Origin of the sequence: Rugamonas rubra, assembly GCF_900114705.1 — a bacterium.
Classification (GTDB): domain Bacteria; phylum Pseudomonadota; class Gammaproteobacteria; order Burkholderiales; family Burkholderiaceae_D; genus Rugamonas; species Rugamonas rubra.
Genome location: NZ_FOTW01000008.1, coordinates 92,715 through 119,361, shown reverse-complemented (window position 1 = coordinate 119,361; position 26,647 = coordinate 92,715). Strand labels below are relative to the sequence as shown.

Below are 26,647 nucleotides of genomic sequence, written 5' to 3'. Positions count from 1 at the left end.
CGACTATTTTAATCCCAGACGGGGCGCCGCGTGCGGCCGAGGCCGCCGGCTCAGCGCGGCAGGCGGAAATGCATGAAGGAGTACGCCAAGCGTTCGCCATCGATGCGGAACATGTCGGCGATCTCGCCGCTCTGCTCGAAGCCGCAGCGCAGGTACAACTGGCGCGCCGGCGCGTTGGCCGACAGCATCTCGAGGTCGACCCAGTCCAGCTGCGCCTGGCCGCCGGCCCAGGCCAGCGCCGCCTCGACCAGGTCGCGGCCCAGGCCCAGGCGGCGGAAGGCGCGGTGCACGCCCATGCCGAGCAGGGCGCGGTGGGCGGCGCCGCCGTCGGGCCGGGCGCGCAGGTCGACATGGCCCTGGATGCCGTTGGCGCCGGTGGCGACCCAGGCGCGGCGCCAACCGGGCTGGTCCAGCGGCAACGCCAGTGCGGCGCGGAAGGCCGCCTCCTTGTCGGGCGCAAAGCGGGACTGGCCGCGCGGCATCGGCTGGAACAGCGCCGCGCCGTCGCGGCCGTTGTCCTGCAGATGCTCGTTCAAATAGGCGAAGAAGGCGTCGAGGTCGGCCTCGACTACAGGCCGAATGGCAGAGTGCGCGGACATGCGAAACCGTGTAAAAAGTGGAACAACGATTGTAGCAGCAAGGTGCTGCCGCTTGCGCTAGACTGCCTATATCTTTGCAACCCCATTTCCCCGAAACGACCATGGCCACACCCCCTATCGAATTCATTCCCGACGCCGGCCAGGACGAGGCCGTGCCGGCCGCCACGCTGAACATCGAGGCGCGCCGCCACCAGATCTTCCCCGTGCTCGGCGCCGCCGAGATCAAGCGCATGCACCGCTTCGGCCAAGTGCGCCAGTTCGCCGACGGCGAGCCCATCCTCGAAGCCGGCCGCACCGCCTTCGGCCTGGTGGTGGTGCTGTCGGGCCGCATCGCGGTGACCCGCTTCGACGGCCTGGGCAACACCTGGCCGGTGGTCGAGCACGGCCCCGGCCAGTTCGGCGGCGAGGTGGCCCAGCTGTCGGGCCGGCCGGCGCTGGCCAACGCCCACGCCGTCGGCGCCGTCGAGGTGTTGGTGATCAGCTCGGAGTCGCTGCGCGCCCTGGTCATCGCCGAGGCCGAGCTGGGCGAGCGCATCGTGCGCGCCCTGATCCTGCGCCGCGTCGGCCTGCTCGAGGCCAACTCGGGCGGCCCGGTCATCGTCGGCCCGCGCGGCCACGGCCGCATCCACCACCTGCAAAGCTTTTTGGCCGCCAACGGCCACCCGCACACCGTGCTCGACCCGCAAACGGACAGCCAGGCGGCCGAGCTGATGGCGCTGTACCAGCCGACGGCCGACCAGCTGCCGCTGGTGGTCTGCCCCGACGGCGTGGTCAAGAAGAACCCATCGCTCGCCGAGCTGGGCCGCTGCCTCGGCCTGCTGCCCGAGCTCGACGAGAACAAGGTGTGGGACGTGATCGTCGTCGGCGCCGGCCCGGCCGGCCTGGCCACCGCCGTCTACGCCGCCTCCGAGGGCCTGTCGGTGCTGGCGCTGGAGACGCGCGCCTACGGCGGCCAGGCCGCCGCCAGCGCGCGCATCGAGAACTACCTCGGCTTCCCCACCGGCGTGTCGGGCCGCGCGCTGGCCGGCCGCGCCTTCGTCCAGGCGCAGAAGTTCGGCGTCGAGATCGCCATCCCGGCGCCGGCGGCGCGGCTGATCTGCGACACCTATCCGCTGCAGGTGGAGATGTGCGGCAGCGGCACCCGGCTCAAGGCGCGCAGCGTGGTGCTGTCCTGCGGCGCGCGCTACCGCCGGCCGTCGCTGGCCAACCTGAAGCAGTTCGAGGGACGCGGCGTGTACTACTGGGCCTCGCCGATCGAGGCCAAGCTGTGCAAGAGCGAGGAGGTCATCCTGGTCGGCGGCGGCAACTCGGCCGGCCAGGCGGCGGTGTTCCTGTCCGGCCACGCCGCCAAGGTGCACATGGTGATCCGTGGCGAGGGGCTGGCCGCCACCATGTCGAGCTACCTGATCGAACGCATCGCCGCCACGCGCAACATCGTGCTGCACACCCACACCGAGATCGTCGCGCTGGAGGGCGACGAGGACGGCCTGCGGCAGGTGCGCTGGCGCAACCGCCTGAGCGGCCAGGAGCAGGACGCCGACGTCTGCCGCGTCTTCCTGTTCATCGGCGCCGACCCCAACACCGGCTGGCTGGGCGACTGCGGCGTCGACGTCGACGACAAGGGCTTCATCCGCACCGGCTTCGACGTCACCAAGGCGCAGTGCCACGCCAACTTCAGCCGGGGCGTCTACCCGCCCGAGCTGCCGGCCCGCGCCGCGCTCGAGACCAGCGTGCCGGGCGTGTTCGCCATCGGCGACGTGCGCGCCAACTCGACCAAGCGGGTGGCGGCGGCGGTCGGCGAAGGCGCCGCCGTGGTGTCGCAGATCCACGCCTTCCTGGCCAACCTGCCGGCCGGGCAGCGCGGCTGAGCGGCGCGGCGGGCGGCGCGGCGCCGCAGTCGAGAACGCACGCGAGCGTGGCGCCGCGTCAGAATCGCGGCCCCAGCAGGCGGCGGTCGAAGCTGAACGGGCGCACCACGCTGAGCGCCACCAAATCGAAGTCGGGATGCAGCGGATTGATGACGACGTTACCCTCCTCCGGTAGCAGCGCGGAGGGAACCGCCATGCATAACTCGCCCATACGGCTGAGCCAGTTTCCGCCAAACGCTTGCGCGCTGGCGGAAACCGGCATGGCGTTCCAATCGAGAGGCAAGTCGACAAGACCGGGACGGTAGACGGAGACGTCGTCAGGCAACTCGACCGCCACCAAAACCAACGGCGGCAAGGGTAGCGAGCCGAGGTGCGCCAGCGCTTCCAGGGCGCATATCGCCACCGAGGCGCCGGCGTAGAAGGCCGGCAAGTTCGGCGGATTCCAGCGCCCGCCAAAGCGCGCCGCGCCGGCACACAGGCGATCCAGCGCGTATGCCCGGCGGGCGATACGCCACAATTTCACAGGGCGCCGCCGGTCGCGATTGCGTTCAAGACCTGGCGCACGGCAGCGGCGCCAGGCTCGGTGTCGAGGTAGTCGATCGGCGCGGCATCGCTGAAGATGCGGCTTGGCATGACCAGCCAGCGCTTGGCCAGTTCCTCGTCCTCGAACACCTCGCACGCCATATTGGCGACGTCGGCCATTCGCCAAATACGCTCGGAGACGGCGGCATCCAGGTTGGCGGCCTTGCGGGCCAGGGTGAACGCGGTGGTCTCGGCAACCCGCGCGACAACGCGGATCTTCGCGGTCGGCAACTTGAAATAGTCGCCCGCCTCTTTCAGAAAGGCGGCGGGCAAGCCGCGCCGGATCAACTCGATGACCTGGGCGACTTCGCGCTGTCGCATGTGGACCAGAGCGACAAACGAACTCTGCGACGGCTCCGGCGGACGCGGACGCCGACGCGCGGCGGCGCGCCCGACGATCTTCGATTGCTTCGGCACAAACATGATCGATGCCTCCAATATGAAGTTGACGATACACCAAATGGAGGCACCTTGCCATGTTCGCGATCAGGAGCGGCGCGGCCAGCTCCACCGCGCTGGAGAATGCGAAAAAAAACCCGCGCGGCTCGCGCCGGCGGGTCCTTGTGCCGACGTGGCCTGGCGGCCACGGCACGGCGGTAGGCTTACTTCTTCTTCGGCGCCTCGGCGGCGGCGGCCTTGTCGGCGGCGGCACCCTTGGCCGGCACCGAGGCGGTGGCGGCGGCCGGCGGCATCGCGGCCGGCATCGCTGCGTCGGCCTTGGCCGGTTTCTCGACCTTCTCGCCCTTGCCGGCCTTGGCCGGTTTTTCGGCGGCCGGCTTGGCGGCGGCGCCGTCCTTCGACTTGCCGTTCACTTGCAGGCCGGCCTCGGACAGTTTGAGGGCGCTCTTGTCGCCGAGGCCTTTAACGCGTTTTTCCAGATCGGCCCAGTCCTTGAATTCGCCTCCCTTGCTGCGTTCCTCGATGATGGCCTTGGATTTGGCCGGGCCGATGCCCTTGATGCTGTCCAGCGCGGCCGCGTCGGCCTTGTTGACGTCGACCTGGGCGAAGGCGAAGCTCATCGCGGCGATCAGGGTGGCTAGCGCCAGCAGTAGTTTCTTGAACATGGCAATATCTCCGTGGTTGGTGGAAAAAGCAAGGGCGAAGGTCGCGCCTTGAACCAACTTAACGCCCGGTGCTGTGATCGGTTGACTTAAAAACATGATCAAGACTGTATCCATATCAAATCGTCCCCGATCTATACGCAACACGCACCGCAACAGCTGCGTCAAAATGACGCAGCTGTTGCGGGCTGACGCCGATGGACATACACTGGTTCGGCTGGCGAAGCCATACCGTGGCAGGGCCGACAAGAAAGGTAGGACATATGAACACCCCGGGAAATAGGGACCGGATTACTAACCGGGTTCCCCAAACCGTAGCAATCAAGCTGCAGGAGGCCGCCGATCTCACCGGCTCGACACTGAACCAGTTCATGGTTCAAGCTGCTCTTGAGAAAGCCGAAAAGCTTATCGCCCGAGAAAAGATCATCTATTTCTCAAAAAACGATGCTGCCATGATCATCAATCTACTTGATAAACCAGCAAAACCAAATGCTGCGCTAGTGAGGGCGTTTGAGCGATTCAAACAGAGGGAAATAGAAAATGGCAACGAGAGTCGTCCCGCTGGCGCCAACACACCAAGTGCCGAAGTTTGATTGTGGAAACGATGACTTGAACTTGTTCTTACAGGCTACGGCAGGGCAGCACCAGCGCAAGCTCATTTCAAAAACCTATGTTCTAATCGATGATGCTGCACCAACAGAAGTGATGGGATATTACTCCCTGGCAGTACGGGGCATGGTCCCAAAAGACGAATTGCCACCGCAGATGGCAAAGAGATTGCCTCGTGAAGTGCCCGGCTTCACCCTAGCCAGGCTGGCTATTAGGGAAGACCTCAAAGGCCAAGGCCACGGTGAATATTTGCTCTTTCACGCCATAGACCGCGTGGCACGCGTGGCCGGCGAGGTTGGCGGATACGCTGCATTCGTCGACGCGAAGGATGAAAAGGCTGCCGCGTTCTACCGGAAATATGGCTTCACCGCATTCCCTGATGACCCGTTGACCTTGTGTCTGCCGTTCGCAGCGATTCCGAAGTAAAACTAAAGCGCCGTTGGCGCTTCTTACGGACGGTGCGCCGCCACGGCGTCACCGTCCATTCCATCGGTCGACTAGCCGAACAACTCCTCGCGCGTGACGGTGGCCGTGCCCAGCTTGCCGACCACGATGCCGCCGGCGCGGTTGGCCGTTTGCACCGCCTCGTGCCAGTCGCGCCCGGCGCCCAGCATGGCGGCCATGGTGGCGATCACCGTGTCGCCGGCGCCGGAGACGTCGAACACCTCGCGCGCGTCGGCCGGCATGTGGAAGATCTCGTGCTCGGTGTACAGGGTCATGCCCTCCTCCGAGCGGGTCAGCAACAGCGCGTCGAGCTGGAGCTCGCGGCGCATCTGCTGCGCCTTGGCGGTCAGCTGCTCCTCGTTGCCCCAGCCGCCGACCACGCGGCGCAGCTCCGACTTGTTCGGCGTCAGCATGGTGGCACCGGCGTAGCGGCCGAAGTCGTCGCCCTTCGGGTCGACCATGACGATCTTGCCGGCGGCGCGCGCCGAGGCGATCATGTCGGCCACGTTGACCAGGCTGCCCTTGGCGTAGTCCGACAGCACGATCACGTCGTAGTCCGGCAGCAGCGCCTTGAACTGCATCAGCTTGTCGCGCAGCACGGTGTCGGTCGGCGCCTCCTCGAAGTCGATGCGCAGCATCTGCTGCTGGCGGCCGATGACGCGCAGCTTGATGATGGTGGAGATGGCCTCGTCGCGCTTCAGGTAGCTGTGGATGCCGCCGCCGGCGAGCAGCCGTTCGACCTCGTCGCCGGCCTCGTCGTTGCCGACCACGCCGAGCAGGCCGGCGTGGGCGCCCAGCGCGGCGGCGTTGCGCGCCACGTTGGCGGCGCCGCCCAGGCGCGCCTCGCGCCGCTCGACGCGCACGATCGGCACCGGCGCCTCGGGCGAGATGCGGGCCACCTCGCCGAACCAGTAGCGGTCCAGCATGACGTCGCCGACCACCAGGATGCGCACCTGGTCGAGCGCCGGCGCGGTGAATTGGGTCAGGGTGTTAGGCATGGCGTCCTCTCAGCTGCGGGTCAAGACGGAACGGCCGATGCCGTGGTACTCGAAGCCCGCCTCGGCCATCACCTGCGGCTCGAACAGGTTGCGGCCGTCGAAGATCACGGCCTGCTTCAAGGCCGCCTTGATGCGGTCGAAGTCCGGGCTGCGGAAGGCCTTCCATTCGGTGACGATGACCAGCGCCTCGGCGCCGGTCAAGGTGTCCATCGGGCTGCTGGCGAAGCGGACGCGGGCCAGCTGCTCGGCGTCGAAGTCGAGCGCCAACACGCGCTTGGCCTCGGCCATGGCGACCGGGTCGTACACCGCGACCGTGGCGCCGCCGTCGAGCAGCTGCTTGAGCAGCACGCGGGCCGGCGCCTCGCGCATGTCGTCGGTGTTCGGCTTGAAGGCCAGGCCCCAGACGGCGAAGTGCTTGCCGCTCAAATCGGCGCCGAAGCGCTTGGCCACCTTCTGGCCCAGCACCAGCTTCTGCTTGTCGTTGACCGCCTCGACGGCGCGCAGGATCAGCAGGTCCTGGTCGTACTGGCGCGCGGTGCGTTCGAGCGCCTGCACGTCCTTCGGGAAGCAGGAGCCGCCGTAGCCGGCGCCGGCGTAGAGGAAGCTGTGGCCGATGCGTGGATCGGAGCCGATGCCGTGGCGTACCGCCTCGATGTCGGCGCCGACCTGGTCGGCCAGGTTGGCCAGCTCGTTCATGAACGAGATGCGGGTGGCCAGCATGGCGTTGGCGGCGTACTTGGTGAACTCGGCCGAGCGCACGTCCATCCAGAAGGTGCGCTCGTGGTTGCGGTTGAAGGGCATGTACAGCTTCTTCATCAGGCCGTGGGCACGCGAGCCTTCGGCGCTGCTGTCGCAGCCGATGACGATGCGGTCGGGCCGCATGAAGTCCTCGACCGCCGCGCCCTCCTTGAGGAACTCGGGGTTGGAGACGACGGAGAACTTGGCGCCCTCGGCGCGCGCGTCCAGCTCGGCCTGCACGGCGGCCTTGACGCGGTCGGCCGTGCCGACCGGCACGGTGGACTTGTCGACGATGACCTTGAACTCGGTCATGTGGCGGCCGATGCTCTTGGCGGCGGCCAGCACGTACTGCAGGTCGGCCGAGCCGTCCTCGTCGGGCGGCGTGCCGACGGCGATGAATTGCAGGGTGCCGTGCGCCACCGAGGCGGCGATGTCGGTGGAGAACTGCAGGCGGCCGGCGGCGCGGTTGCGCGCCACCACCTCCTCCAGGCCCGGCTCGTGGATCGGGATGCCGCCGGCGTTGAGCATGGCGATTTTCCTTTCGTCGACGTCGAGGCAGAAGACGTCGTTGCCCAGCTCGGCCAGGCAGGCGCCGGTCACCAGGCCTACATAGCCGGTGCCAATAATGGTGATTTTCATGTGTGTGTTCCGCCTACTTGGTTGCAAACCCCGGCCCGGCGGCGCGCTGGCGCCGGCCGCTTCCGGGGTCGGGTTAATTCATCACGTTGAGTTCTTCGGTGCGGCGCGGCGGGTAGGTCTCCCAGCGGCTGCAGCCGGGACACTGCCAATAGAACTGGCGTGCCTTGAAGCCGCAGTGGCTGCACTGGTAGCGCGCCAGCTTCTGGGTGTAGCCGTGCACCAGGTTCTTCACCATCGACAGCTCGGACACCAGCGCCGCCGGCGCGTCCATCATGCGCGCCTCGAGCAGCTTGTCGAGGCCGAGCAGGGTCGGCGTGCGGCGCAGCTCGGCGCTGACCAGCTGCTTGGCCGCCTCGACGCCGTCGAGCTCCAGCACGGCCTTGAACACCACCTCGATCAGGTCGATCGACGAGGCCTGTTCCAGATACGATTTGAGCAGGTTGACGCCCTCCTGCGGCCGGCCGACCTTGCGGTAGCCGTCCATCAGGCGCTGCGCCACCAGGGCCACGTGCGGCACGCTCTGCTGCTCGACGCGGCGCCAGCTGAGCAGCGCGCCCTCGACGTCGCCCTGGGCCAGCTGGGCGTCGCCCACCAGCATGGTGGCGCGCACGTTGGTGCGGTCGACCTGCAGCGACTTCTCCAGCAGCGGCAAGGCCTGCTCGGGATGCAGGTGGACCAGCGCGTCCTGCGCCAGTTCGCAATAGAACTGCGCCACTTCCTTCTGGCGCGAGCCGGCGCCGGCCTCCTGCAGGCCCAGCGCCGCCTCGATGGCGCGCGGCCATTCCTTCTCGCGCTGGAAGATCTCCAACAGCGCGCGGCGCGCCTGCACCGCGTACTGGCTGCCGGTCAGGCGGTTGAAGGTCTCCTCGGCGCGGTCGAGCAGGCCGGCCTTCAGGTAGTCCATGCCCAGTTCGTATTCGGCGTGCTCCTTCTGCTCCTGCGGCAGGTCGGGCCGCGCCAGCAGGTTCTGGTGGACGCGGATGGCGCGCTCGGTCTCGCCACGGCGGCGGAACAGGTTGCCCAGCGCGAAGTGCATGTCGGCCGTCTCCGGGTCCAGTTTGACGATCTCGATGAAGGCGTCGATGGCCTTGTCGGGCTGCTCGTTGAGCAGGAAGTTCAGGCCCTTGAAATAGCCGCGCGGCAGGGTGCGCGACTCGGACACCAGTTGGCGGATGTCGACCCGCGCGGCGATCCAGCCCAGTCCGAAAAAGACCGGGATACCCAATAACCACCAGAGTTCAAATTCCATGCTGTGCTTGTTGTTGTTGTTGGCTTGCGGGCGGCATTACTGCTGCGTGTTGACGCTGTCCGGCTGCGGCGGGCTGCTGCCCTGCTGCGCCGTCGATTGCAGCGTGTGGATGGTGGATTTTTGTTTGTTCGCTTCGCGCCGGTGGCGGAACACGGTGGGCGTGAGCGCCAGCACGCCGAGGGTGGCGCCGGCCGCAAAGAAGCCCAGCAGCATCAGCACCAGGGGGCCGCGCAGCTCATAGTTGAGGAAAAAGCGCAGATCGACTTCCTGCGTGTTTTTCAGGGCAAAACCAAAAAACAAAACGAAGAGAACGAATCCAACGATTGTGGAAAGAAATTTCATCTGCTTGGTTCCTGTTCGGTATTTCAGAGTGCGCCAGTGTCGCACAAGAAAGCAAATACTTCAAAAAAATCCCCGACGGGAACAAAAAAAGCGGCATCCAGGGACGCCGCTTTTTTACATCCATCGGTGGTAGACGCTTCAGTCCTCGATGATCGGTTGCCCGACCATCGCGTCGACCCGCTCGCGCAATTGCTTGCCCGGCTTGAAGTGCGGCACCCGTTTTTCCGGCACCATCACCTTGTCGCCCGACTTCGGATTGCGTCCGATGCGCGGCGGCCGGCTATTCAGAGCAAAGCTGCCAAAACCGCGGATCTCGATGCGTTGACCGGTCGCCAGGGCGTTGGTCATCGCGTCGAGAATCGTCTTGACGGCGTACTCCGCATCCTTGGCCACCAGCTGAGAATAGCGCTCAGCCAGGCGGTTGATCAACTCGGACTTGGTCATCTACTGAATACCGATATTAGTTCTTGTTGTCGAACTTGGCTTTCAACAGCGCGCCCAGGCTGGTGGTGCCCGAAGCTGCGTTGTTGTCGGTAGCGGCCATTTTCTGCATCGCTTCCTGGGTCTCGACGTTGTCTTTCGCTTTGATCGACAGCTGGATGCTGCGAGCTTTGCGGTCGATGTTGATGACCAGGGCTTCGACGGAGTCGCCGACCTTCAGGTGCGTACCGGCATCTTCCACGCGGTCGCGGGAGATTTCGGAAGCGCGCAGGTAGCCTTCGACTTCTTCGGACAGTTGGATGACGGCGCCTTTTGGCTCCACCGACTTGACGGTACCCGTGACCAGGGCGCCTTTGTCGTTCATCGCTGCGAAGTTGTTGAATGGATCGCCTTCCAGTTGCTTGACGCCCAGGGAAACGCGCTCGCGCTCGACGTCGATGGCCAGAACGATGGCTTCCAGCTCGTCACCCTTCTTGAAGCGACGGACGGCTTCTTCGCCGGTCTCGGTCCACGACAGGTCGGACAGGTGAACCAGGCCGTCGATGTTGCCGGCCAGGCCGATGAAGACGCCGAAGTCGGTGATCGATTTGATCGCGCCGCGGACTTTATCGCCCTTCTTGTGGGTGACGCCGAAGTCGTCCCATGGGTTCGCTTTGCACTGCTTCATGCCCAGCGAGATACGGCGACGCTCTTCGTCGATCTCCAGAACCATCACTTCAACTTCATCGCCCAGTTGGACGACTTTGTTCGGAGCGACGTTCTTGTTGGTCCAATCCATTTCGGAAACGTGGACCAGACCTTCGATACCCTGCTCGACTTCAACGAAGGCGCCGTAGTCGGTCAGGTTCGTTACTTTACCGAACAGACGGGTGCTTTGTGGGTAACGACGGGACAGACCGGTCCAAGGATCGTCGCCCAGTTGCTTCACGCCCAGCGAAACACGGTTCTTTTCCTGATCGTACTTCAGGACTTTGGCGGTGATTTCTTGGCCGACGGTCAGCACTTCCGACGGGTGACGCACACGACGCCATGCCAGATCGGTGATGTGCAGCAGGCCATCGATGCCGCCCAGGTCGACGAAGGCGCCGTAGTCGGTGATGTTCTTGACGACGCCGGTAACCACGGTGCCTTCTTTCAGCGTTTCCATCAGTTTCTGACGCTCTTCGCCCATCGAAGCTTCGATGACGGCGCGACGCGACAGAACCACGTTGTTACGCTTGCGGTCCAGTTTGATGACCTTGAATTCGAGGGTCTTGCCTTCGAACGGGGTGGTGTCCTTGACCGGACGGGTGTCGACCAGCGAACCCGGCAGGAAGGCGCGGATGCCGTTGGTCAGAACGGTCAGGCCGCCCTTGACTTTGCCATTGACGGTACCGACGACGATCTCGCCCGATTCCATGGCTTTTTCCAGTGCCAGCCACGAGGCCAGACGCTTGGCTTTGTCGCGCGACAGGATGGTATCGCCGAAACCGTTTTCGAGCGATTCGATGGCCACGGAAACGAAATCGCCAACTTTGACTTCCAGTTCGCCGTGGTCATTCTTGAATTCTTCAACAGGGATGAAAGCTTCCGATTTCAGACCAGCGTTAACGATCACGAAATTGTGATCGAGACGCACGACTTCAGCGGAGATAACTTCGCCGGAGCGCATATCTTGACGGGACAACGACTCTTCGAAGAGCGCTGCAAAACTTTCCATACCGGAGGTGGTAGCTGTAGACATAGGGGTTCACACATGGTTAGCCAGCAGAGTTCGCACAACGCGACTTAAACTGGGTTAGGGTTTTGACACACCCGTGACGAGCACAGGCCCGTCTTGGGCACCGCAATGGCACTAACACGTACCATTTTTACTGCTTTTGCTGCTGTTTTTTACTACATTCACTTCTGAATTCTTTGCCGCGCAGCCTACGATTTCATCGCCGCCGCATACCATTTGAGCACCTCGTCGACCGCTTGGTCGGCGTTCATGTGCGAGGTATCGAGCACATGGGCACCCTCTGCCGGGACCAGCGGGGCTATCGCCCGGTGCGTATCGCGATCGTCGCGCGCTTGCAAATCCATCAGAAGGTCTTCCATATTAGCAGGAATTCCCTTGTCAATCAATTGCTTATATCGGCGTTCGGCGCGCGCCGCCACGCTGGCGGTCAAAAACACTTTCAGCGGGGCGTGCGGGAAGATCACCGTGCCCATGTCGCGGCCGTCGGCGACCAGGCCGGGCGCCTTGCGGAAGCCCAGTTGCAGGCCGACCAGGGCGTGGCGCACCGAGGGCAGCGCGGCGATCTTCGAGGCGGTGTTGCCGACCAGTTCGGCGCGGATGGCGTCGCTGACGTTCTCGTGCGACAGGATGACGTTGCCGCCGGTGAAGCTGCACGGCAGGTGCTCGGCCAGCTTGGCCAGGGCGTGCTCGTCGGCCAGGTCGGTGCCGCGGCGCAGCGCCGACAGCGCGGTCAGGCGGTACAGCGCGCCCGAGTCCAGGTAGTGGAAGCCGAGCTTATCGGCGACGCGGTGCGCGACGGTGCCCTTGCCGGATGCGGTGGGGCCGTCGATGGCGATGACTGGGATGGAGTGGGTCGACATATGAAAATTTCAGTGTTAATGGGAAACAATAGCACGGTGGCGCGGCGGACTGTCAGCTGCGGACTTTAAGGGTCAGACCCTAGGGTCTGACCCTGGAGTCTGACCCTGGAGTCTGACCCTGGGGCCGACTCCGCCGGGGCCAGCTCAAATCAGCTGGTCGTGGGCGATGCCGGCGAAGGCGGCGAAATAGTCGGGGAAGGTCTTGGCCACGCATTTCGGATCGTTGATGCGCATGGTGTTGCCGCGCCGCGCCGCGCCGTCCAGCGAGGCCAGCGAGAAGCACATCGCCATGCGGTGGTCGTCGTAGGTGTCGATGGTGGCGGCGGCGATCACGGCCGGCGGCGTCACGCGCAGGTAGTCGGCGCCCTCCTCCACCTCGGCGCCCAGCTTGCGCAGCTCGGTGGCCATGGCGGCGATGCGGTCGGTCTCCTTGACGCGCCAGCTGGCGATGTTGCGCAGCGTGCTGGTGCCGTCGGCGTACAGCGCGGCGATGGCGATGGTCATGGCGGCGTCGGGAATGTGGTTGAAGTCGGCGTCGATGGGTTTGAGCTTGCCGTTCGAGCTGGCCTCGATCCAGTTGTCGCCCATGCTGATGGTGGCGCCCATCAGTTCCAGCGCGGCGACGAAGCGCACGTCGCCCTGGATGCTGTCGCGGCCGACGCCCTCGACCCGCACCGGGCCGCCGGCGATGGCGCCGGCGGCCAGGAAGTAGGACGCCGACGAGGCGTCGCCCTCGACGTGGATGGTGCCCGGGCTCTGGTACTGCTGGCCCGGTTGCACGGTGAACGACTGCCAGCCGTCCTGCTCGACCTGCACGCCGAAGCGGCGCATCAGGTTCAGCGTGATTTCGATGTAGGGCTTGGAGATCAACTCGCCGACCACGTCGATCGAGACGGCGTGCTCGCGCGCCATCAGCGGCGCCACCATCAGCAGCGCGGTGAGGAACTGGCTCGACACGTTGCCGCGCACCGACAGGCGCTCGGCCTTGAACTGGCCGCTGCGGATGTGCAGCGGCGGAAAGCCCGGCTGGCCGGTGTAGCTGATGTGGGCGCCGACCTCGTTGAGGGCGTCGACCAGGTCGCCGATGGGCCGTTCGTGCATGCGCGCCACGCCGTGCAGTGTGTAGTCGCCGCCGATCACCGCCAGCGCCGCCGTCAACGGACGGATCGCCGTGCCGGCGTTGCCCATGAACAGGTCGGCCTTCTTGTTGGGCAGCTCGCCGCCGCAGCCTTTGACGTGGTGCACCTGGTGCAGCGTGTGCGGGTCCTTCTGCTCCTCCTGGCGCCAGTCGACGCCGAGCGCGCGCAGCGCGCCCAGCATCACCAGCGTGTCGTCCGAGGCCAGCAGGTCGATGATTTTGGTCTCGCCCTTGGCCAGCGCGGCCAGCAGCAGGATGCGGTTGGAGATGCTCTTCGAGCCGGGCAGGCGCACCGTGCCCTGCACGTGCATCACGGGATGGAGGTCGATATGCTGCGGGTAGTGCTTTGCTGTGTGCTGCGTCATGCCGTGTGTTCCTTTATTCTGCTTGGTCTTTGGACTGCGGCGCCTCGGCCGCCTCGATCGCCTCGATCCACTGCTGGCGGGCGCGCTGGGCGTTGCTGTAGACGCCGGCCAGCGCGGCGCCGTCGCCGGCCGCCAGGCTGGCGCGCAGGCCGGTCAATTGTGCCATGTAGGCGTCCAGCTCGGCCAACAGCGCGGCCTGGTTGGCCAGGCTGATGTCGCGCCACATCTCCGGCGATGAGCCGGCGATGCGGGTGAAGTCGCGGAAGCCGCTGGCGGCGTACTGGAACAGCAGGTCGGCGTGCGGCTTCCTGGCGATGTCGTCGACCAGGGCGTAGGCCAGCAGGTGCGGCAGGTGGCTGACCGCCGCGAACACCTTGTCGTGTTCCTGCGGCGTCAGTTGGTGGATGATGGCGCCGCAGGCGCGCCAGGCGGCGGCGACCCGTTCGACGTCCTCGGCGCGGTTTTCCGCCAGCGGCGTCAGCACCGTCTTCTTGCCCTGGTAGAGGTCGACGATGGCGGCGTCCGGCCCGTTCGATTCGCGCCCGGCGATCGGGTGGCCGGGGACGAACTGGCCGACCTTGTCGCCCAGCGCGCGACGGGCCGCCGCCACCACGTCGCCCTTGGTGCTGCCGGCGTCGGTGACCACCGTGCCGGCTTGCAGGTGCGGGCGCAGCGCGGCCAGGATGGCCTCGGTCTGCGCCACCGGCGCGGCCAGCAGCACCAGCGCGGCGCCGTCCAGCGCGGCGGCCAGCTCGGCCGGCGCGTTGCCGCTGGCGGCGTCGATGATGCCCAGCTCGCGCGCCCGCGCCAGCGCGGCCGTCGAGCGGCCGACACCGACCACGCTGCCGACCGCGCCGGCCCGGCGCAGCGCCAGCGCGAAGGAGCCGCCGATCAGGCCGACGCCGCAAATGACGATCTTGTTCAACACATTATTCTCCATCCCGTCTCCATCCCGTCTCGATTCCGTTCACGCTGGCCGACCGTCAGGTCAGGCTGAGTGGGTAGGAACCCAGCACTTTGAAGAAGGCGGCGTTGTCCTGCAGCTCGGCCAGTGCTCGGGCCACGGCGGCGTCGTGGACGTGGCCCTCGATGTCGACATAGAAGTAGTACTCCCAGGTGCCGATGCGCGCCGGGCGCGACTCGAAGCGGGTCATCGACACGCCGTGCTTGGCCAGCGGCGCCAGCAGCTGGTAGACGGCGCCGGCTTTGTTCGGCACCGCCAGCACCAGCGAGGTCTGGTCCTGGCCGGACGGGTTGGTCTGCAGGTGGCCGACGATGGCGAAGCGGGTGCGGTTGTGCGGGTCGTCCTGGATGTGCGCCTTGACCACGCCCAGCTGGTACTGCTCGCCGGCCATTTCGCTGGCGATCGCGGCGATGCTGGCGTCCTTGCTGGCCATGCGCGCCGCCTCGGCGTTGGAGGCGACGGCGCGCCGCTCGATGTTCGGGTAGTTCAGGTTGAGCCACACCTGGCACTGCGCCAGCGCCTGCGAGTGGGCGCAGATCACCGTCACGCCGTCCATGTTGCCGGTCTTGCTCATCAGGCTGTGGTGCACGGCGATCGACACCTCGCCGCTGATCAGCAGCGAGGTTTGCAGCATCAGGTCGAGCGTGCGGTTGATGGCCCCCTCGGAGGAGTTCTCCACCGGCACCACGCCGAAGTCGGCGGTGCCGGCCTCGGTGGCGCGGAACACCTCGTCGATCGAGGCGCAGGGCAGGCCCTCGACGGCGCTGCCGAACTGCTGGTAGACGGCCTGCTCGCTGAAGGTGCCGGCCGGGCCCAGGTAGGCCACGGTGACGCGCTTTTCCAGCGAGCGGCAGGCCGACATGATCTCGCGGAAGATGGTCTGCACCTCGTGGTCGCCCATCGGGCCGGGATTGCGCTCGGCCACGCCGCGCAGCACCTGGGCCTCGCGTTCGGGACGGAACACCGGCGCCATGGTCTCGGCCTTGACGTGGCCGACTTCCTGCGCCACCTTGGCGCGGCGGTTCAGCAGGTCGAGGATTTGCGCGTCGATCGAGTCGATCTGCTCGCGCAAGGGTTTCAATTTATCAGTCATGGTGTGCGTAGTGTCAGTGTCGTTGTGCCGGAGGGCGAGCGGCTGCCCGGCCGCTCCGGCCTTTGATGGTGCGTGCGGCGCTGGCGGGGTATCAGCGGCCGGCAAACTCGTTCAAATAATCGACCAGGGCTTGTACGCCCTCGATTGGCATCGCGTTGTAGATCGATGCGCGCATACCGCCGACGGACTTGTGGCCCTTCAGTTGCAGCAGGCCGCGCTGTTTGGCGCCGGCCAGGAATGCTTCGTTTTTGCTTTCGTCGCGCAGGTAGAACGGCACGTTCATGCGCGAGCGGTACTCTTTGGCGACGCGGTTCTGGTAGAAGTCGTCGGCGTCCAGCGCGGCGTACAGCAGCTCGGCCTTGGCGATATTGCGGCGCTCCATTTCGGCCACGCCGCCCTGCCGCTTGAGCCACTGGAACACCAGGCCGGCGATGTAGATCGCGTAGGTCGGCGGTGTGTTGTACATCGACTCGTTGTCGGCCACGGTCTTCCAGTCGAAGGCCGAGGGGCAGATGGCCAGCGCCTTGCCGAGCAGGTCCTCGCGCACGATCACCAGGGTCAGACCGGCCGGGCCGATGTTCTTTTGCGCGCCGCCGAAGATCACGCCGTAGCGCGACACGTCGACCGGGCGCGACAAAATGTGCGAGCTCATGTCGGCGACGATGGTGGCGCCGGCCGGCAGTTCGGGCACGAAGTTGTACTCGACGCCGTCGATGGTCTCGTTGGTGCAGACGTGCAGATAGGCGGCGTCCGGCGTCAGCTGCCACTCGGACTGCGGCGGCACGCCGGTGAAGGCGCCGGCCTTGCCGCTGGCGGCGACGTTGACGGTGGCGTAGCGGGCCGCCTCTTTGATCGACTTGCCCGACCAGGAACCGGTGTGGACGAAGTCGATGGTGGCCGGCTGCGCCTTGTGGCCGACCAGGTTGAGCGGCACGATGGCGTTCTGCGCCAGCCCGCCGCCCTGCATGAACAGGATCTTGTAGTTGGCCGGCACGGCGAGCAGCTCGCGCAGGTCGCGCTCGGCCGCCTGGTAGATCGAGATGAACTCGGGGCCGCGATGGCTCATTTCCATGACGGACATGCCGCTGCCGTGCCAGTCGAGCATGTCGGCGGCGGCTTGCGCCAGGACTTCTTTCGGCAGGACGGCGGGGCCGGCGGAGAAGTTGTAGATGTGCGTCACGGGCTTTCCTTATGGTTGGGTTGGGCTTATTTCTCGACCTTGCCGGCCGGTGTTGCTTGCTCCGCCTTGCCGGCCTGCTCGGCCGCCTGCAACTGCTGCATCAGCGGCGCCATGCGGCGGGCCACCACGCGCTGGCCGATCTGCATGCCTTCGGACATCAGCTTGGGCGACAGCGCCAGCATCTTGGCGCCCAGCGGGCTGCGGTAGAACACCGACAACTGCTTGATCTCGGCGACGCTGAAGTTGGCGGCGTACAGCGGCGCGATCTCGCTCATCATCTCGTCGACCAGCTTGGGATCGGCGAGGAATTCCTGCAGCGCCTTGACCACGGCGGGCAGGCGCGCCTCGGCCTTGACGATGGCGACCTGCTTGTCCTGCGGCCCCAACTGGGGGTTGGCGTTGATGCCGGCCTCCATCGAGTTGCGCATCATGACGGGCAGGTTGTTGCTCATCTGCTGCATGCCGGAGGCCATCAGCGAGCGGTAGTTCATCGCCACGAACAGCTCCTTGACGGCGGCGGCGACAGCCGGCTCGATCGGCTTGGCCGGCTCGGTGGCGGCAGCGGCCACGGCGGGTGCGGCGGCCGGCGTGCTTTGCGCCAGGGCCGGCGCGCCGGCCAGCAACATCAAGGCGGCGGCGATGCTGGAAATACTTGCTGCGGCGAATTTTTTCATATTGATTGGCGGAATGCTCCGCGCTGAAAAGAGGGGTTGCCGAAAGAAAAACGGGGCCAGCGTTTATTGTCGCATCATTCCGCGAAAAAAACCCTGGCCCCGTCCGCCCCGCCGCTCTGGGCGCCGGGGCATGCTTGCTGCGCCTTACTCCGGCGCGACGTCCGAGGCGGCGTCCGGCGCCGCATCGGCCGCAACCTCAGGCGCGGCCTCGGCCGCCTTGGCGTCCGGACCCGGCTCGAGCTCGACCTCGTCGATATCGGTCTCGACGATGCGTTGCAGGCCGGACAGCTTGGTGCCGTCCTCGACCGCGATCAGGGTCACGCCCTGGGTGGCGCGGCCCATTTCGCGGATCTCCGCCACGCGGGTGCGGATCAGCACGCCGCCGGTGGTGATCAGCATGATCTCGTCGGTGGTCTCGACCAGGGTGGCGGCGACGACTTTACCGTTGCGCTCGCTGGTCTGGATCGCGATCATGCCCTTGGTGCCGCGGCCGTGGCGGGTGTACTCGGTGATCGGGGTACGCTTGCCGAAGCCGTTCTCGGTGGCCGTCAGGACCGACTGCTCCTCGTTCTCGGCCACCAGCAGGGCGATCACGTGCTGGCCCTCCTCCAGGTTCATGCCGCGCACGCCACGGGCGTTGCGGCCCATCGGACGCACGTCGTTCTCGTCGAAGCGCACCGCCTTGCCGGAGTCGGAGAACAGCATCACGTCGTGCTGGCCGTCGGTCAGCGCGGCGCCGATCAGGAAGTCGCCGTCGTCCAGGTCGACCGCGATGATGCCGGCCTTGCGTGGGTTGCTGAAGTCCTTCAGCGGCGTCTTCTTGACGGTGCCCAGGCTGGTCGACATGAACACGTAATGGTCTTCCGGGAAGCTGCGGTTGGCGCCGGACAGCGGCAGCACCACGGTGATCTTCTCGTTGTCAGCCAGCGGGAACATGTTGACGATCGGCTTGCCGCGCGAGTTGCGCGAGCCCTGCGGCACTTCCCACACCTTCAGCCAGTACATCCGGCCACGGTTGGAGAAGCACAGGATGTAGTCGTGGGTGTTGGCGATGAACAGCTGGTCGATCCAATCCTCTTCCTTGGTCGCCATGGCCTGCTTGCCACGGCCGCCGCGCTTCTGCGAGCGGTACTCGGAGATCGGCTGCGACTTCATGTAGCCGGTGTGCGACAGGGTGACCACCATGTCCTGCGGCGTGATCAAGTCCTCTGTGCCCAAGTCGGTGGCGTTGTGCTCGATGCTGGAGCGGCGCACGTCCTTGTTGCCGGCGCCGTATTCGTTCTTGGCCAGGGTCATCTCGTCGGTGATGATGACGGTGACGCGCTCCGGTTTCGACAGGATGTCCAGCAGGTCGGCGATTTCCGCCATCACGTCCTTGTACTCGTTGACGATCTTGTCCTGTTCCAGGCCGGTCAGGCGTTGCAGGCGCATCTGCAAAATTTCCTGCGCCTGGTCGTCGGACAGCTTGTACATGCCGTCGGTCTGCATGCCGTAGTGCTTCGGCAGGTGTTCCGGACGGAAGGCGTCGACGCCGCCGACGGTGGTGCCGTCGCCGGTGCGGGCCAGCATCTCGCGCACCAGCGACGAGTCCCAGGCGCGCGCCATCAGCTCGGACTTGGCCAGCGGCGGCGTCGGCGCCGCCTTGATGATGGCGATGAAGTCGTCGATGTTGGCCAGCGCCACGGCCAGGCCCTCGAGCACGTGGCCGCGCTCGCGCGCCTTGCGCAGCTCGAACACGGTGCGCCGCGTGACCACTTCGCGGCGGTGCGCCAGGAAGCATTGCAGCATCTGTTTCAGGTTCAGCAGGCGCGGCTGGCCGTCGACCAGCGCCACCATGTTCATGCCGAAGGTGTCCTGCAACTGGGTCTGCTTGTACAGGTTGTTGAGCACCACTTCCGGCACTTCGCCGCGCTTCAGTTCGATGACCACGCGCATGCCCGACTTGTCGGACTCGTCGCGGATGTCGGAGATGCCTTCGAGCTTCTTGTCGCGCACGTTCTCGGCGATGCGCTCGAGCAGCGACTTCTTGTTGACCTGGTAGGGCAGCTCGTCGACGATGATGGCGGTGCGGCCGCCGTCCTTGCCGTATTCCTCGAAGTGGGTCTTGGCGCGCATGACCACGCGGCCACGGCCGGTGCGGTAGCCGTCGCGCACGCCGGAGACGCCGTAGATGATGCCGGCGGTCGGGAAGTCCGGCGCCGGGATGATCTCGATCAGCTCGTCGATGCTGCAGTCCGGGTTGCGCAGCACGTGCAGCGCGCCGTCGATCACCTCGGTCAGGTTGTGCGGCGGGATGTTGGTGGCCATGCCGACGGCGATGCCCGACGAGCCGTTGATCAGCAGGTTGGGGATCTTGGTCGGCAATACGGTCGGCTCTTTTTCCTTGCCGTCGTAGTTGGGCTGGAAGTCGACGGTGTCCTTGTCGATGTCGGCCAGGATCTCGCTGGCGATCTTGTCCAGGCGGCACTCGGTGTAACGCATCGCGGCGGCGCTGTCGCCGTCGACCGAGCCGAAGTTGCCCTGGCCGTCGACCAGCATGTAGCGCAGCGAGAAGTCCTGCGCCATGCGCACCAGCGTGTCGTAGATCGAGGCGTCGCCGTGCGGGTGGTACTTACCCATGGTCTCGCCGACCACGCGGGCGCACTTGACGTAGGGACGGTTCCACACGTTGTTCATTTCGTGCATCGCGAACAGGACCCGGCGGTGCACCGGCTTGAGGCCGTCGCGCACGTCCGGCAAGGCGCGGCCGACGATCACGCTCATGGCGTAATCGAGGTAGCTCTTGCGCATCTCTTCTTCGAGGGAAATAGGGATTGTTTCTTTTGCGAATTGATCCATTGGCGGGTCGACTGATCTTTGACTGTGGTTAACTTATCTTTTAAGCAATGAATGCCGCACTGAAGCATGCCTGAGCCGTCCCGCCGGCGCGCCCCTGGGGGCCGCGTGCTGGACAGTCAAGCCTGTGATTTTAGCATGGGCGTCCGGCAACTAGCGCTTTTCCGCCTGCCGGCGCCCGCCGCGAGCGTTGCCGCCGGGAACGGCGCCAGCAACGGCGGGGCGCGCCGCCTTGGCGCGCGGCGGCGGGCGACGCATTGCATATAAGGCACGGATGTAATCGAGATGACACAATTTTCGCTTATTATCCCTCATCGCGTTGCAACAAAACAACATTTTGGTCGGAATCGCAGCAGGTTTGATTTACCCCCGAACGTGCGGCCAGATCGCGTGTGGCAAAATGGACTGGAAGTCAATTGCTTGTTTCGCAATCGGGAGACCGTCGCGATTTGCTGCGTGATGGTAGAATTCGCCCCATGCATCACTACGTCGCGCAGTTTTTCTGCGGATATCACCCCCCGAAAGGAAGAAAAATATGAAGAAACTTATTTCGTTTTTGGCTGTGTCGGCCGCATTTGCAGGTTCGGCAATCGCACAAACCCAACCAACCACCCCGCCGTTCGCTCCTGTGACCCAGGACATCAAGGCCGCCGCGCCTAAGAGCGCCTACGTGCAGGACGCCCGTGGCGTCATCGCCCGTGACCCGTTCGGTCTGTGCTGGCGCACCGGCTACTGGACCCCGGCCGATGCCGTTCCAGGTTGCGATCTGCCACTGTGCAAAGATGGTGAGAAACTGGAAAACGGCAAATGCGTCGCTCCAGCACCAGCGCCAGTCGCTCCTGCTCCAGCACCGGCACCGGCTCCTGCCGTCGCGCCAGTCGTCGTCGCCCCGACCTCGGAAAAAGTCAGCTTCGCCGCCGACGCCCTGTTCGACTTCGACAAGTCGGTCCTGAAACCAGAAGGCAAAGCCAAGCTGGACGACCTGACCTCGAAACTGGGCAGCATCAAGCTGGAAGTCATCATCGCCGTCGGCCACACCGACTCCGTGGGCACCGATGCCTACAACCAGAAACTGTCGATCCGTCGCGCTGAAGCCGTCAAGGCCTACATCGTGTCGAAAGGCGTCGAGACCAACCGCGTCTACACCGAAGGCAAGGGCGAGAAGCAGCCAGTCGCAGACAACAAGTCCGCTGATGGCCGCGCCAAAAACCGTCGCGTAGAAGTCGAAGTCGTCGGCACCCGCGCCAAGTAATTGCCGCAGTAGCCAGGCCGGTGCGCTCCCCGGAGCGCCGCGCCCGACACATCAACCCCGCCTTGTGCGGGGTTTTTTTTCGCCCCGCACCCCGCTACGCCACGGGGTCTGACCCCGTACGGGGTCAGACCCCTTCGCTTTGGGCTGTTTCGTCCTGGTCGCCTTGGCGCCCGGTTTTTTTCGCCGGTGCGCTTGGGAACGGGACGATTTGCCGTTATTATTCTCCCCATGAACGCCGACCCCCTAGAACTGCAAAAATTCAGTGAGCTGGCCCACCGCTGGTGGGACCCCACTTCCGAGTTTCGTCCATTGCACGAAATCAATCCGCTGCGCCTCGAGTGGATCAACGCGCGCGCCCCGCTGGCGGGCAAGAAGGTGATCGACATCGGCTGCGGCGGCGGCATCCTGAGCGAGTCGATGGCGCGCAAGGGCGCCATCGTGACCGGCATCGACCTGTCCGAAAAAGCCCTCAAGGTGGCCGACCTGCACAGCCTGGAGTCCGGCGCTCAGGTGCGCTACAAGCTGATCGCCGCCGAGGACATGGCGGCGCAGGAGGCCGGCCAGTACGACGTGGTGACCTGCATGGAGATGCTCGAGCACGTGCCCGATCCGGCCGCCATCGTGCGCGCCGCCGCCAGCCTGGTCAAACCGGGCGGCCAGGTGTTCTTCTCCACGCTGAACCGCAACGCCAAGGCCTACCTGTTCGCCGTCATCGGCGCCGAGTACCTGCTGCGCATGCTGCCCAAGGGCACCCACGACTACGACAAGTTCATCACCCCGGCCGAGCTGTCGCAGTTCGTCCGCAGCGCCGGCCTGGAGCTGCAGGGCATGAAGGGCCTCGGCTACAATCCGCTGAGCAAGCTGTACTCGCTCAACGACGACACCAGCGTCAACTACATGGTCGCCACCAGCCGCCCGCTGTAGTCCGCCGCACACCGGGGCGGCGCGCGCCGCCCCTTCCCCACCGCCTATTCCCCCGCCCACCACCGCCGCCATGAGCCTTCCGACCACCCCGCCCCGCGCCATCCTGTTCGACCTCGACGGCACCCTGGCCGACACCGCGCCCGACCTGGCCGCCGCCGTCAACCTGCTGCGCACCGCACGCGGCCTGGCGCCCACCGACTACGCCCTGCTGCGGCCGACCGCCTCGGCCGGCGCGCGCGGCATGATCGGCGCGGCCTTCGGCCTGAAGCCGCAGGACGAGGGCTTCGTCGCACTGCGCGACGGCTTCTTCGACAACTACCAGGCCGCCATCGCGGTCCACAGCAGCCTGTTCGACGGCGTGCCCGAGCTGCTGGCCGGCATCGAGCAGGCCGGCCTGGCCTGGGGCATCGTCACCAACAAGCCGGCCCGCTTCACCGACCCGCTGCTGCCGCAGATCGGCCTGCAGCACGCCGGCTGCGTGGTCTCCGGCGACACCACGGCGCACGCCAAGCCGCACCCGGCGCCGCTGCTGGAGGCGGCCAGCCGGCTCGGCCTGGCGCCCGAGCAGTGCTGGTACGTCGGCGACGACCTGCGCGACATCCAGGCCGGCAGCGCCGCCGGCATGCGCACGGTGGCCTGCGGCTGGGGCTATTGCGGCCCGCACGAGCCGCTGGCCTGGAACGCCGACCACCTGCTGGCCAGCCCGCTGAACCTGCTCGAACTGCTGCGCCAAAGCCTGGCCGGCGACGCCGAACTGGCCGCCTGATCGGCGGCGGCGGCCCGGCTTGTCGCCCCGACAAGCCGAGCGCCGCCACTAATTCTGCCGTTGCGCGCCCCCCTCTTCTACGTATAATCACTTATCTTCCTGTATATTGCCGCGCGCCAGCGCCGGCCGCGCCCTCGCGCCGCCGGCAAAATTGACGTGCGACAAGTCGTGTTGGCTAAAAGTATTTTTCCCTTGCCAAGCCCGCCAACACAGTTAGAATAACGCCAAGATTCGCCTAGTTGCCGCGCCACCACCCCGCGCGGCTCGCTAGCATGGCGGCGTCAGATAAGCCACTACAAGGGCAAGTAATTGCCGAGTGGAAATATCAGCAAGTCCGTACTATACTGAGACAAGTAATAGCAAATGCCAACCCCAAACCCTGGAGCATTGACCATGACAAGCGATTATCCCGACCTAATCGCGGACATCCCCGAGCCCTACAGCGAGCTGATGCCGGACATGCCGGTGCGCACCAGCGCGCCGCAGACCTGGAACGTCACCGTGGCCGACGCCAAGTTCCATTGGTACGACCTGATCGCCGGCTTCCCGGCCGTGCCGGACATCCGCGACCCGGTCGGGCGCTACCTGCGCCGCATGCAGTTCGACCTTGAGGCGGCGGTGGAGAAGCGGCTGATCTATTGCGTGGTCAACCGCCCGGTGATCCGCCTCGACCCCAGCCGTAGCGTGCAGTGGGGCTTCTTCTCGCTCAAGCTGACGCTGCCGTTGTTGGTCGGCGTCGAGAAAAAACGCGACAGCGTCACCATCGAACTGACCGTGCCGATGGCGGCGACCTTGAAGAAGCCGACGGTGACGCTCAGCGAGCGTTTCGTCACCTTCAACTGGGGCGGCCTGATCGAGGCGCGCTCGATCCACGACATTCTGCAGGACTATCCCAACCAGTTCGCCGCGCCGAGCATGGTGCGCTACGTCGGCCAGACGCGCGACCCGGCCGGCCGCCTGGCCAAGGCCCGCCTGTCGGCGGTGCAGCGGGTGCACCAGAAGTACAGCGAGGACAACGACACGCTGCTGCTGGTGCAGCGCATGAGCGTCGAGGTGGTGTCGGCGCAGGGCGACCCGGCCGAGCTGGCGGCCAACCAGAACGCGGTGGCCGCCGACGCGCTGCTGAAGGACCGCATGGACCTGGTCGAGTGCGCGCTGATCCGCTACTTCGAGGGCGAGCAGATGCGCGGCCGCCTCGAGCAGGAGGTGCAGACACGGCGCGAGCGGGTGCGCGAGATCGCCGCCGCCAACCATCTGGAGCAGTTCCGCATCGACCTGCGCCTGGAGGGCGCCGACAACTACCACGACCTGATGTCCGAGCACGCCGCCATGTCGCGCAGCCACGTGCTCGACTGCCGCATCGTCGGCGGCGAGATCGAGATCACCCGCGTGCCGGACAAGATCGCCACACCCGCCAAGCGCTAGGCGTTCCGGCCCCACCCACCCAACGGCGCAGAGCCAGGGTCAGACCCTGAGGGTCTGACCCTATATGTGCGCCGCCGGGTTTCCCCAACCTGCCGCCCCCCCGCTAGGCCGCCGCGATCCTGCGGCCGCCGGCCAGCTGCACCTGGTTGCGGCCCTGCTGCTTGGCGCGGTACATCGCCTTGTCCGCCATGCGGATAAACATCTCGCCGCTCTGCCGCTCGTCCGGCAGCAGCACCGCCACGCCGATGCTGACGCTGACGCGGCCGATCGGCGACTCGGCGTGCGGCAGGCCGGCCTGCTCCAGCGCCAGGCGGATGCCCTCGGCCAGCGCGGCGGCCGTCTCCAGGTCGGTGTCGGCGGCCAGCATGACGAACTCCTCGCCGCCGTAGCGCGCCGCCAGGTCGCCGGCGCGGCGGGCGTGGCCGTGCAGCAGGCGGGCCACGCGCAGCAGGCAGGCGTCGCCGTCCTGGTGGCCGTAGAAGTCGTTGTAGCTCTTGAAGTGGTCGACGTCGATCATCAGCAGCGCCAGCGGCTGGCCGCAGCGGCCGGCGCGGTGCAGCTCGGCCTCGAGCACGGCGTCGAAGCGGCGCCGGTTGGCGATGCCGGTCAGCGCGTCGGTCATGCTCAACGTGGCCAGCTTCTCGTTGGCCAGTTCCAGCTCGCGGGTGCGCGCCGCCACCCGGCTCTCGAGCTGCTCGTGGGCCTGGCCGATGTTGCCGGCCATCTCGTTGAACTTGCGCGCCAATTGGGCCAGCTCGTCGCGCCCGGTGTAGTCCATGCGCAGGCCGTAGTTGCCGCCCTCGGTGGCGCGCATGAGGGCGGCCAGCTTCTCCAGCGGCGCCGAGATCGAGCGGGCGATCAGGTAGGCCAGCGCCAGCGCGCCGACAAAGCAGACCAGGCCGATGAGCAGGATCTTGTCGCGCACCGACTGCGCCTGCGCCAGCAGGCTGTCGTTGGGCAGCGTGCTGACCACGTACCAGCTGGTGCGCGGGATCTGCGCGTAGGCGGCGCGGTAGCTGGCGCGGCCACGGCCGTCGGCGGCCAGGTCCTCGTAGGCGGCGAAGCCGCTGGCCTGGCCGCGGCGCTGGCTGGCGCCCAGCTCGGCCAGCAGGCCGGCCGCCGGCGGCGCGCCGGCGGGCCGCTCGCGCGCCTGCACCACGGCGCTGCCGTCGCGGCCGTCGAGGATGAAGATGTCGCTGCCCTCGCCCAGCTGGACGTTGTCGAAGATGCCGGCGAAGCGCAGCGGGCGCACGCCGAGGAACAGGCTGCCGGCCAGCCGGTTGTTGCTCTTGAAGTAGACCTGGCGCAGCATGACGATGCTCTTCTGGCCGCCCCACAGCTCGAGCGCGCCCCAGTGCGGCCGGCCGCGGCGCGGCGGCGCGGCGGCGGCGAACTGCTCCAGCGCGCCGCCCAGCTGGCCCAGCACCTGCGGGTCGAGGACGCGGTTGTCCTTGTCGAGGAAGTACTTCTGGCTGACGTCCTCGAAGGAGCCGTAGCTGTCGAGCAGGATCTTGGTCAGCTCGGCGCGGGCGCGGCCCTTCTCGGCGGCGTCGTCGACGGCGTAGCGGGCCAGCGCCGCCTGCACGCCGTCCGACAGCACCAGCGCCTCGCTGGCCGTCTCCACCTCGAGCATCTGCAGCTGCACGTTCTTGGCCACCTGCTTGACCACCTCGGTGGCGAACAGGCGGGTGCGCCGCTCGATCTCGCCGCTCGACTCGGCATAGGAGATGTAGCCCGACACCAGCAGCGGCAGCAGCGACAGCAGCACGAAGGAGGCGATCAGCCGGTGGCGGATCGACAGCGCGCGCAACAGGGCGGTCAGGCGGTGTTCCAACAACAGGGGCATGCTGGGCGCTCCGAAAAAGATGCCGGCCGGGTCGG

Annotated in this window: 25 protein-coding genes; 7 read left to right on the top strand and 18 right to left on the bottom strand. The window is 66.3% G+C overall.

Going from position 1 to position 26,647, the window contains the following annotated elements; translation table 11 throughout:
• Positions 1-50 precede the first annotated feature (50 nt).
• Entirely contained in the window at positions 51-599 is a 549-nt protein-coding gene (locus BM252_RS08420; RefSeq protein ID WP_093386217.1) for a GNAT family N-acetyltransferase, read from the bottom strand.
• A gap of 101 nt (positions 600-700) precedes the next feature.
• Between BM252_RS08420 and BM252_RS08415 the strand changes: the two genes are divergently transcribed.
• Positions 701-2,467, top strand: a complete 1,767-nt coding sequence (locus BM252_RS08415; RefSeq protein ID WP_093386215.1) for an FAD-dependent oxidoreductase — start codon at positions 701-703, stop codon at positions 2,465-2,467.
• A 58-nt stretch (positions 2,468-2,525) separates the two neighbouring features.
• Here the strand turns inward: BM252_RS08415 and BM252_RS08410 are convergent, their stop codons facing one another.
• The 3 genes from BM252_RS08410 to BM252_RS08400 all read right to left on the bottom strand — a co-directional run bounded on the left by BM252_RS08410 (position 2,526) and on the right by BM252_RS08400 (position 4,113).
• Complete coding sequence (locus tag BM252_RS08410) at positions 2,526-2,990, bottom strand: RES family NAD+ phosphorylase (protein ID WP_174900461.1); 465 nt, start codon at positions 2,988-2,990, stop codon at positions 2,526-2,528.
• Positions 2,987-3,472 carry an antitoxin Xre/MbcA/ParS toxin-binding domain-containing protein gene (locus BM252_RS08405; protein ID WP_139236350.1) on the bottom strand — a complete coding sequence of 162 codons (486 nt, stop codon included), beginning with the start codon at positions 3,470-3,472 and terminating at the stop codon, positions 2,987-2,989. The genes BM252_RS08410 and BM252_RS08405 overlap by 4 nt, the downstream gene beginning before the upstream one ends.
• 179 nt (positions 3,473-3,651) lie before the next feature.
• Positions 3,652-4,113, bottom strand: coding sequence for a ComEA family DNA-binding protein (locus BM252_RS08400; RefSeq protein ID WP_093386210.1), 462 nt, complete (start codon positions 4,111-4,113; stop codon positions 3,652-3,654).
• Positions 4,114-4,373: 260 nt separating this feature from the next.
• Here BM252_RS08400 and BM252_RS08395 point away from each other — a divergent pair, with 260 nt between their 5' ends.
• Together BM252_RS08395 and BM252_RS08390 are read left to right on the top strand one after the other, a co-directional pair.
• Entirely contained in the window at positions 4,374-4,703 is a 330-nt protein-coding gene (locus BM252_RS08395) for a type II toxin-antitoxin system TacA family antitoxin (protein ID WP_093386207.1), read from the top strand.
• Between the two features lie 16 nt (positions 4,704-4,719).
• Entirely contained in the window at positions 4,720-5,145 is a 426-nt protein-coding gene (locus BM252_RS08390; protein ID WP_245774158.1) for a GNAT family N-acetyltransferase, read from the top strand.
• 71 nt (positions 5,146-5,216) lie between these two features.
• Here BM252_RS08390 and rfaE1 read toward each other — a convergent pair whose 3' ends face one another.
• The 13 genes from rfaE1 to gyrA all read right to left on the bottom strand — a co-directional run bounded on the left by rfaE1 (position 5,217) and on the right by gyrA (position 20,402).
• Positions 5,217-6,161, bottom strand: a complete 945-nt coding sequence (gene rfaE1 / locus BM252_RS08385; RefSeq protein ID WP_093386202.1) for a D-glycero-beta-D-manno-heptose-7-phosphate kinase — start codon at positions 6,159-6,161, stop codon at positions 5,217-5,219.
• Positions 6,162-6,170: 9 nt separating this feature from the next.
• On the bottom strand, positions 6,171-7,538 hold the full coding sequence (locus BM252_RS08380) for a UDP-glucose dehydrogenase family protein (protein ID WP_093386200.1): 1,368 nt from the start codon (positions 7,536-7,538) through the stop codon (positions 6,171-6,173).
• Positions 7,539-7,611: 73 nt separating this feature from the next.
• Positions 7,612-8,787 (bottom strand): lipopolysaccharide assembly protein LapB, encoded by a 1,176-nt coding sequence (gene lapB / locus BM252_RS08375; RefSeq protein ID WP_093386198.1) that lies wholly within the window; start codon positions 8,785-8,787, stop codon positions 7,612-7,614.
• A 36-nt stretch (positions 8,788-8,823) separates the two neighbouring features.
• The gene (locus tag BM252_RS08370; RefSeq protein ID WP_093386195.1) at positions 8,824-9,129 is read right to left on the bottom strand and encodes a LapA family protein; all 306 of its coding nucleotides are present in this window, start codon (positions 9,127-9,129) and stop codon (positions 8,824-8,826) included.
• A gap of 138 nt (positions 9,130-9,267) precedes the next feature.
• A complete protein-coding gene (locus tag BM252_RS08365) occupies positions 9,268-9,573 on the bottom strand; it encodes an integration host factor subunit beta (RefSeq protein ID WP_008446215.1) in 306 nt (101 codons plus the stop codon).
• A 16-nt stretch (positions 9,574-9,589) separates the two neighbouring features.
• A complete protein-coding gene (rpsA, locus tag BM252_RS08360) occupies positions 9,590-11,269 on the bottom strand; it encodes a 30S ribosomal protein S1 (protein ID WP_020705490.1) in 1,680 nt (559 codons plus the stop codon).
• 209 nt (positions 11,270-11,478) lie between these two features.
• The gene (gene cmk, locus BM252_RS08355; RefSeq protein ID WP_093386192.1) at positions 11,479-12,150 is read right to left on the bottom strand and encodes a (d)CMP kinase; all 672 of its coding nucleotides are present in this window, start codon (positions 12,148-12,150) and stop codon (positions 11,479-11,481) included.
• Between the two features lie 144 nt (positions 12,151-12,294).
• The gene (gene aroA / locus BM252_RS08350) at positions 12,295-13,653 is read right to left on the bottom strand and encodes a 3-phosphoshikimate 1-carboxyvinyltransferase (protein WP_093386189.1); all 1,359 of its coding nucleotides are present in this window, start codon (positions 13,651-13,653) and stop codon (positions 12,295-12,297) included.
• 13 nt (positions 13,654-13,666) lie between these two features.
• Positions 13,667-14,593, bottom strand: a complete 927-nt coding sequence (locus BM252_RS08345) for a prephenate dehydrogenase (protein WP_093386186.1) — start codon at positions 14,591-14,593, stop codon at positions 13,667-13,669.
• Between the two features lie 43 nt (positions 14,594-14,636).
• Positions 14,637-15,710, bottom strand: coding sequence for a prephenate dehydratase (pheA, locus tag BM252_RS08340; protein ID WP_093386184.1), 1,074 nt, complete (start codon positions 15,708-15,710; stop codon positions 14,637-14,639).
• A 91-nt stretch (positions 15,711-15,801) separates the two neighbouring features.
• Positions 15,802-16,890, bottom strand: a complete 1,089-nt coding sequence (gene serC / locus BM252_RS08335) for a 3-phosphoserine/phosphohydroxythreonine transaminase (protein WP_093386181.1) — start codon at positions 16,888-16,890, stop codon at positions 15,802-15,804.
• Positions 16,891-16,916: 26 nt separating this feature from the next.
• The gene (locus BM252_RS08330) at positions 16,917-17,564 is read right to left on the bottom strand and encodes a DUF2059 domain-containing protein (RefSeq protein ID WP_093386179.1); all 648 of its coding nucleotides are present in this window, start codon (positions 17,562-17,564) and stop codon (positions 16,917-16,919) included.
• Between the two features lie 144 nt (positions 17,565-17,708).
• Positions 17,709-20,402, bottom strand: coding sequence for a DNA gyrase subunit A (gene gyrA, locus BM252_RS08325; protein ID WP_093386176.1), 2,694 nt, complete (start codon positions 20,400-20,402; stop codon positions 17,709-17,711).
• Between the two features lie 532 nt (positions 20,403-20,934).
• Here gyrA and ompA point away from each other — a divergent pair.
• The 4 genes from ompA to BM252_RS08305 all read left to right on the top strand — a co-directional run bounded on the left by ompA (position 20,935) and on the right by BM252_RS08305 (position 24,766).
• On the top strand, positions 20,935-21,651 hold the full coding sequence (gene ompA / locus BM252_RS08320; RefSeq protein WP_093386174.1) for an outer membrane protein OmpA: 717 nt from the start codon (positions 20,935-20,937) through the stop codon (positions 21,649-21,651).
• Positions 21,652-21,879: 228 nt separating this feature from the next.
• Entirely contained in the window at positions 21,880-22,575 is a 696-nt protein-coding gene (ubiG, locus tag BM252_RS08315) for a bifunctional 2-polyprenyl-6-hydroxyphenol methylase/3-demethylubiquinol 3-O-methyltransferase UbiG (protein ID WP_093386171.1), read from the top strand.
• Between the two features lie 70 nt (positions 22,576-22,645).
• A complete protein-coding gene (locus tag BM252_RS08310) occupies positions 22,646-23,341 on the top strand; it encodes an HAD family hydrolase (protein ID WP_093386169.1) in 696 nt (231 codons plus the stop codon).
• A gap of 393 nt (positions 23,342-23,734) precedes the next feature.
• A complete protein-coding gene (locus BM252_RS08305) occupies positions 23,735-24,766 on the top strand; it encodes a hypothetical protein (RefSeq protein ID WP_245774157.1) in 1,032 nt (343 codons plus the stop codon).
• A 103-nt stretch (positions 24,767-24,869) separates the two neighbouring features.
• Here the strand turns inward: BM252_RS08305 and BM252_RS08300 are convergent, their stop codons facing one another.
• A complete protein-coding gene (locus BM252_RS08300; RefSeq protein WP_093386166.1) occupies positions 24,870-26,612 on the bottom strand; it encodes a sensor domain-containing diguanylate cyclase in 1,743 nt (580 codons plus the stop codon).
• Between the last annotated feature and the right edge of the window lie 35 nt (positions 26,613-26,647).